The organism is Mesorhizobium sp. M7D.F.Ca.US.004.03.1.1 (assembly GCF_003998635.1).
Taxonomy (GTDB): Bacteria; Pseudomonadota; Alphaproteobacteria; order Rhizobiales; family Rhizobiaceae; genus Mesorhizobium; species Mesorhizobium loti.
In genome coordinates, this window is sequence record NZ_RZQG01000282.1 from 1 (window position 1) to 6,633 (window position 6,633).

Here is a 6,633-nt window from a genome sequence, read left to right on the forward strand (position 1 = left end):
GGACCGCACCCCGCTCTTCCTCCAGCCGTTTCGGCGGCTTCGGCAGCGGCATCACGGCCAGCATCGCAGCGAGAAGCGCGTGGAGAGCGACCGCGGCGGAAATGCCCCAAGGCGAAGCCTCGTTTCGAAGCGTGACGACGACCGGGTCACGCAAACCCGCTATTCCCGCTCTTTGCGCAGCTTCGCCCAATAATCGAGCCGCTTCCTGATGTCGCGCTCGAAGCCGCGCTCGGGCGGATCATAGAAGGTCTGGCGGCCCATCTTCTCGGGAAAGTAATCCTGCCCCGAAAAGGCATCCGGCTCGTCATGGTCGTAACGATAGCCGGCGCCGTAATCCTCCTCTTTCATCAGCTTGGTCGGCGCGTTGAGGATGTGCTTGGGCGGCAGCAGCGAGCCATGTTCCTTCGCGGCCCGCGTGGCCGCTTTGAAAGCGTTGTAGACGGCGTTGGATTTGGGTGCGGTGGCGAGATAGACGGTGGCCTCGGCAAAGGCGAGTTCGCCCTCGGGCGAGCCAAGATAGTCGTAGGCGTCCTTGGCGGCGTTGGCGACGACAAGCGCCTGCGGGTCGGCAAGGCCGATGTCCTCCATCGCCATGCGCACCAGCCGGCGGCCGAGATAGAGCGGATCCTCGCCGGCATCGAACATACGCGCAAGATAGTAGAGCGCCGCATCGGGGTCCGAACCGCGCACCGATTTGTGCAGCGCCGCGCGCCGATTTATGACAAGGGCCAGGACGGCCACTACAATCTGATCTCGGCGCTGCACGATGCGCTGCAATCCCTCGGGATTGAAGACCTCGCCGGGCTTTGCCGCCCGCCAGACTTCCTCTGCGAGGGTAAGAGAGGCGCGGCCGTCGCCATCGCTCATGCGGATCAGCATGGCGCGCGCCTCGTCGTCGAGCGGCAGCGCCCTGCCCTCGGTCTCCTCGGCCCGCGTCATCAGCTTGGCGATGCTCTCCTCGCCAAGCGAATGGAAGACCAGAACGCGCGCGCGGGATAACAAGGCCGCATTCAGTTCGAAGGACGGGTTTTCGGTCGTGGCGCCAACCAGCACGACGGTTCCGTCTTCCATGACAGGGAGGAAACTGTCCTGCTGGGCGCGGTTGAAGCGATGGATCTCGTCGACGAACAGCAAGGTCTGGCGGCCATTGGCGCGGCGTAGCTTGGCTGCTTCGAACACCTTCTTCAGGTCGGCGACACCGGAAAAGACCGCTGATATCTGCTCGAAGGCCAGGCTGGTTTCGCCGGCGAGCAGCCGCGCCACCGTGGTCTTGCCGGTACCGGGCGGACCCCAGAAGATCATTGAGCCGAGCGAACCAGAACCAATCAGCCTGGTCAGCGCGCCGTCAGGGCCGGTCAGATGCTCCTGGCCGACGACCTCGCCAAGATTCTTGGGCCGCAGCCTGTCGGCCAGCGGCCTCCCAAGCGGCGCCTTTTCCGGTTCATCGACGCTGAACAGATCGGCCATGCACTTCTTTTTCGTTGGAGCATGAGCCCGAATTCATGGGTCGTGCTCTAATAACGCAACACCTGACGCAGTATCTGCCCGCCACGCTCTACGGTAAAGCGCCACCAGCGCGTATCCGTCTTGGCCGCCTGCTCCAGGGTCGCGGCGGTATCGATGGTGGTGCCGTTCACTTCGCGCACGATGTCGCCCGGCTGGAAACCGAAATCGGCGGCCGGCGAATCGCGGTTGATGTCGACCACGGTGACGCCCTTGATGTCGGTGCGCAGGCCAAGCTTCTGGGCGAGCCGAGGCGATAGTTCCGCGACCTTGGCGCCTGAGAACGGGCTGCGGCCGTGCAGCGTCACTTCGGCAGCCTTCATGCCTTCCGGAGCGCGCTCCAGCGCGATGTCCATCGCCGCTTGCTGGCCTTTGGTCAGAACCGCGAAATTCGCGGTGGTGCCTATCGACAGCGTCGCCATCCGGTAGTCCAGAGCTTCGATGCTTTCGACCGGCTTGCCGTTGAGCTGCAGCACGACGTCACCGGGCTTGAGCCCTGCCTTGGCGGCCGGTCCGGTCGCCTCGACGGACGAGACCAGTGCACCGGTCGGCTTCTCCATGCCGAGCGATTCGGCGATCTGCGGCGTCACCGCTTCGAACTCGGCGCCGATATAGGGCCGCTCGAAGAAGTCGAGCCCGGCCTTGGCCGCGTCGGCAAAGGCGCGAACCATGTTCGAGGGAATGGCAAAGCCAATGCCGATTGAGCCGCCGCTGCGGCTGTAGATGGCCGTGTTGATGCCGACCAGCTGGCCGCCCATGTTGATCAGCGCACCGCCGGAATTGCCCGGATTGATTGCGGCGTCGGTCTGGATGAAGAAGCTTGAGTCGGAAACACCGATATGGCTACGGGCAAGTGCCGAGACGATACCGCTGGTGGTGGTCTGACCGACGCCAAAGGGGTTGCCGATGGCCAGCAGCAGATCGCCGACCTCGAGCGCATCGGAATCGCCGATGGCAATGACCGGAAACGGCTTGTCCGAGGTGATCTTGAGCACGGCAAGGTCGAGCGTCTCGTCCTTGAGCAGCACCTTGCTGTCGAACTCGCGCCCGTCCGCGGTCGCCACCTTGACCTGATCGGCATCCTTGATGACGTGGTAATTGGTGACCACGACGCCGGTCGGGTCGACCAGCACGCCGGAACCCAAGGAAGACTGCGCCCGCGGCTGCGAACGACCGAAGAATTCCTCGAAGAAGGGATCGCCGTCGAAAGGCGATGTCACCTTGGCGGTCTGCGAGGCATAGACATTGACCACGGCCGGCGCCGTCTGCTTGACCAGCGGCGCAAACGACAGCTGCACCTCCTCGCGGCCGAACGGCACACGCTTGTCGGGACCAGACGTGGCGTTCTCGCCTTCGACGCCATGCAGCAGATCGGTCAGCACATCGGACAGACCGGGATCGGTCTTGGTCTCCTCGGCCAACGCCTGCCTGACCACCGGCGCGGCCGCAAACGCCATCATGGCGAAGAGCAGAACAAGGGACAGTCGGTTGGCGCGCATTCGCGAATCCTCCAAGGCAAGTTCGGGGGCATTGTCCCGACGATTGTGCAAAATGAAAGGCTAAGCCGCTGAAATCCGATTATTTTGGGCAAACACCCTTGGTTCTGGCCAAAAGATCGGCTTTGGCCGCAATCTACTGCTTCCAGAAAACAAAAAAGGGGCCCGCAGGCCCCTTTGAATTCAATCCGGAGAACCGAGCCTTATGCGGCTGCGGCGTCCGCGTCGGTGCCTTCGGCTTCGATACGAGCGCGGTCGCCGGCGCCCTTGGCCGAGGTGTCGCGATCGACGAACTCGATGACGGCCATCGCGGCGTTGTCACCGTGGCGGAAGCCGGCCTTCATGATGCGCAGATAGCCGCCGTTGCGGTTGGCATAGCGCGGAGCGATGGTGTCGAACAGGCGCTTGACGACGCCTTCGTTACCGATCTGCGCGATCACCTGGCGGCGGGCGTGCAGGTCGCCGCGCTTGCCGAGCGTCACCAGCTTCTCGACGATCGGACGCAGGTCCTTCGCCTTCGGCAAGGTGGTGACGATCTGCTCGTGCTCGAGCAGCGACACGGCGAGGTTGGCGAACATCGACTTGCGATGGCTAATGCTTCGGGCGAAGCGACGGCCTTTGAAACCGTGGCGCATGGCTCTTTTCCTTCTTCAGTTGTTCAAGAGGCCGCGGCCTCTGATGGTTTTCCGCATGACCGTCGGATCGAGCGGCCCACGCCGCCGATCCTTGGTATTCATGCTCAATATTGGTCTTCGTAACGCTTGGCGAGGTCTTCGATGTTTTCCGGCGGCCAGTCCGGCACTTCCATGCCGAGGTGCAGGCCCATCGCCGCCAGGACTTCCTTGATCTCGTTCAGCGACTTGCGGCCGAAGTTCGGGGTGCGCAGCATCTCGGCTTCGGTCTTCTGGATCAGGTCGCCGATATAGACGATGTTGTCGTTCTTCAGGCAGTTGGCCGAACGCACCGAAAGCTCGAGTTCGTCGACCTTCTTGAGCAGCGCCGGGTTGAAGGCGAGCTCGGTGACGGCCTCGGCGGCGACTTCCTTCTGCGGCTCGTCGAAGTTGACGAACAGGCCGAGCTGGTCCTGCAGGATGCGGGCGGCGAAAGCCACCGCATCCTCGCCGGTGATCGAACCGTCGGTCTCGATGGTCATGGTCAGCTTGTCATAATCGAGAACCTGGCCCTCGCGGGTGTTCTCGACCTTGTAGGAGACCTTCTTGACCGGCGAATAGAGGCTGTCGACCGGGATCAGGCCGATCGGCGCGTCTTCGGCGCGGTTGCGGTCGGCCGGCACGTAACCCTTGCCGGTGTCGACGGTGAATTCCATGCGGATTTCAGCGCCTTCGTCCAGCGTGCAGATGACGTGGTCGGGGTTGAGGATCTCAACGTCGCCAACCGTCTGGATGTCGCCGGCGAGAACCGCACCCGGTCCCTGCTTGCGAACGACCATGCGCTTGGGGCCATCGCCTTCCATACGGATAGCGATTTCCTTGATATTCAAGACGATGTCGGTCACGTCCTCGCGCACGCCGGCGATGGACGAGAATTCATGCAGAACGCCGTCGATCTGCACGGCGGTAACAGCCGCACCGCGCAGCGAAGACAGAAGCACGCGGCGCAGCGCGTTGCCCAGCGTCAGGCCAAAGCCACGCTCGAGCGGCTCGGCGACCAGCGTGGTCAGCGTCTTCTTCTTCGACGAGAACTCGATCTTGTTCGGCTTGATCAGTTCCTGCCAATTTTTCTGGATCATGATGCTTTCCTTCCGTTGACCCGCCACCATCCAATCGTGGCGGGCGACCTGGAATGCCGTGGAGGAGCGCCCAAGGGGCGCTCGCGCGACGTTCGGTAAATTGCTTAGACGCGACGCTTCTTGCGCGGGCGGCAGCCATTGTGCGGGATCGGCGTCACATCACGGATCGAGGTGATGGTGAAGCCTGCCGCCTGCAGGGCGCGCAATGCCGACTCACGACCGGAGCCAGGTCCGCAGACCTCGACTTCGAGCATGCGCATGCCGTGTTCCTGGGCCTTCTTGGCAACATCCTCGGCAGCCATCTGAGCAGCGAACGGGGTCGACTTGCGCGACCCCTTGAAGCCCTGGGCACCGGCCGACGACCAGGCAATCGAATTGCCCTGCGCGTCGGTGATGGTGATCATCGTGTTGTTGAAGGTCGAATTGACGTGGGCAACGCCCGACGAGATGTTCTTGCGTTCGCGACGGCGAACACGAGCGGCTTCCTTGGCCATGACAGTCCTTTCAGTTGATCTCTACACCGCCGTAATGCCAGCGGCTCCACCTAGGAGAAAGGCAGCAGGGGAATATGGCAGTAGGGCAGTATGTCTGCCGATCCTATTGCCTTACCGCCCTACTCCCTTACTGCCCTAAATTACTTCTTCTTGCCGGCGATCGACTTGGCCGGGCCCTTGCGGGTGCGCGCATTGGTATGCGTGCGCTGGCCGCGGACCGGCAGCGAGCGGCGGTGACGCAGGCCGCGGTAGCAGCCGAGGTCCATGAGCCGCTTGATGTTCATCGAGACTTCGCGGCGCAGGTCGCCTTCGACCTGGTAGTCGCGGTCGATGGTTTCGCGGATCTGCAGCACTTCCGCGTCGGTCAGCTGGTTGACGCGACGCTCGGCCGGGATGCCGACCTTGTCGACGATCTCCTGGGCGAACTTCTTGCCAATGCCGTGAATGTACTGAAGCGCAATGACAACGCGCTTGTTGGTCGGAATATTGACGCCGGCTATACGAGCCATGTTCTTCCCTTCTCCATGTGGGCCGGCCAATCCTCAAAAACAAGGCAGGCCCGGCGCTATCTTAAGTTGCCCCGCGTCCGGTGGAGGCCGGCCCATGCGGGAGTTTCCAGTTCAAAGCAGCTGCCTTGCCCTTGCGGACAAGCAAAGCTCATGCCTGATAGGAAGACGGGCCGCCATACCGCAGCGAACCGCTTCCGTCAAGTGCAATCGTTAATTTCCCCGCACTGCGTCCTTGAGCACCGCTTCGATCTGTTCCGTCACGGCATCGATATCGGCCATGCCGTCGACGCTCCGGAGCTTACCCTTGGCGTAATAGTAGCCAATCAGCGGCGAGGTCTTCTTGTAGTACTCCCTCAGACGCTCCTCGAACACGGTCGGATTGTCGTCCTTGCGAACGGGCTGACCGGCGGCCTGTGCCTCGTTGGCGCGCTTGACGATACGCCCGACCAGAGCCTTGTCGTCGACGACAAGCTCAATGACGGCGTCGAGGCCCTGGGAGCGATCCGAAAGCATCTGCTCGACCGCGTCCGCCTGCACCAGGGTCCGCGGATATCCGTCGAGGATGAACCCCTTGGCACAATCTGCCTGATCGACACGCTCGGCGACGATCGCGTTGACGATGGCGTCGGAGACCAGCTCACCGGCATCCATCACCGCCTTGGCGCGCTTGCCGACTTCGGTGCCTGCCTGGACGGCAGCACGCAGCATGTCGCCCGTCGAAAGCTGGGGTATGCCGTGTTTTTCTACCAGTCTTTGTGCTTGTGTCCCCTTGCCCGCTCCTGGCGGCCCAAGCAATATCAACCTCATCTGGCTTTCTTCCCCCCGCGCAGCTTCGACTTCTTGATCAGGCCTTCATACTGGTGCGCAATCAGGTGACCCTG

At 62.7% G+C, this 6,633-nt stretch carries 7 protein-coding genes; all 7 read right to left on the reverse strand.

Annotated features, from left to right (window positions below):
- Positions 1-159 precede the first annotated feature (159 nt).
- The 7 genes from EN935_RS17155 to EN935_RS17185 all read right to left on the reverse strand — a co-directional run bounded on the left by EN935_RS17155 (position 160) and on the right by EN935_RS17185 (position 6,559).
- Positions 160-1,467 carry a replication-associated recombination protein A gene (locus EN935_RS17155; RefSeq protein ID WP_127373465.1) on the reverse strand — a complete coding sequence of 436 codons (1,308 nt, stop codon included), beginning with the start codon at positions 1,465-1,467 and terminating at the stop codon, positions 160-162.
- A gap of 47 nt (positions 1,468-1,514) precedes the next feature.
- Positions 1,515-3,002 (reverse strand): DegQ family serine endoprotease, encoded by a 1,488-nt coding sequence (locus tag EN935_RS17160; protein WP_109672240.1) that lies wholly within the window; start codon positions 3,000-3,002, stop codon positions 1,515-1,517.
- A gap of 200 nt (positions 3,003-3,202) precedes the next feature.
- The gene (gene rplQ, locus EN935_RS17165) at positions 3,203-3,634 is read right to left on the reverse strand and encodes a 50S ribosomal protein L17 (protein WP_027057011.1); all 432 of its coding nucleotides are present in this window, start codon (positions 3,632-3,634) and stop codon (positions 3,203-3,205) included.
- Positions 3,635-3,738: 104 nt separating this feature from the next.
- The gene (locus tag EN935_RS17170; protein ID WP_013531438.1) at positions 3,739-4,749 is read right to left on the reverse strand and encodes a DNA-directed RNA polymerase subunit alpha; all 1,011 of its coding nucleotides are present in this window, start codon (positions 4,747-4,749) and stop codon (positions 3,739-3,741) included.
- A gap of 104 nt (positions 4,750-4,853) precedes the next feature.
- Positions 4,854-5,243: a 30S ribosomal protein S11 gene (gene rpsK / locus EN935_RS17175; RefSeq protein ID WP_006205444.1), complete on the reverse strand. Its 390-nt coding sequence runs from the start codon at positions 5,241-5,243 to the stop codon at positions 4,854-4,856.
- 140 nt (positions 5,244-5,383) lie between these two features.
- Entirely contained in the window at positions 5,384-5,752 is a 369-nt protein-coding gene (gene rpsM, locus EN935_RS17180) for a 30S ribosomal protein S13 (protein WP_006205445.1), read from the reverse strand.
- 210 nt (positions 5,753-5,962) lie between these two features.
- Positions 5,963-6,559, reverse strand: coding sequence for an adenylate kinase (locus EN935_RS17185; RefSeq protein ID WP_127265784.1), 597 nt, complete (start codon positions 6,557-6,559; stop codon positions 5,963-5,965).
- Positions 6,560-6,633 lie beyond the last annotated feature (74 nt).

What these genes read in the sequence shown, in the direction of transcription:
- EN935_RS17155 (WP_127373465.1), bottom strand. Translation starts at nt 1,467, where the DNA reads ATGGCCGATCTGTTCAGCGTCGATGAACCGGAAAAGGCGCCGCTTGGG.
- EN935_RS17160 (WP_109672240.1), bottom strand. Translation starts at nt 3,002, where the DNA reads ATGCGCGCCAACCGACTGTCCCTTGTTCTGCTCTTCGCCATGATGGCG.
- rplQ (WP_027057011.1), bottom strand. Translation starts at nt 3,634, where the DNA reads ATGCGCCACGGTTTCAAAGGCCGTCGCTTCGCCCGAAGCATTAGCCAT.
- EN935_RS17170 (WP_013531438.1), bottom strand. Translation starts at nt 4,749, where the DNA reads ATGATCCAGAAAAATTGGCAGGAACTGATCAAGCCGAACAAGATCGAG.
- rpsK (WP_006205444.1), bottom strand. Translation starts at nt 5,243, where the DNA reads ATGGCCAAGGAAGCCGCTCGTGTTCGCCGTCGCGAACGCAAGAACATC.
- rpsM (WP_006205445.1), bottom strand. Translation starts at nt 5,752, where the DNA reads ATGGCTCGTATAGCCGGCGTCAATATTCCGACCAACAAGCGCGTTGTC.
- EN935_RS17185 (WP_127265784.1), bottom strand. Translation starts at nt 6,559, where the DNA reads ATGAGGTTGATATTGCTTGGGCCGCCAGGAGCGGGCAAGGGGACACAA.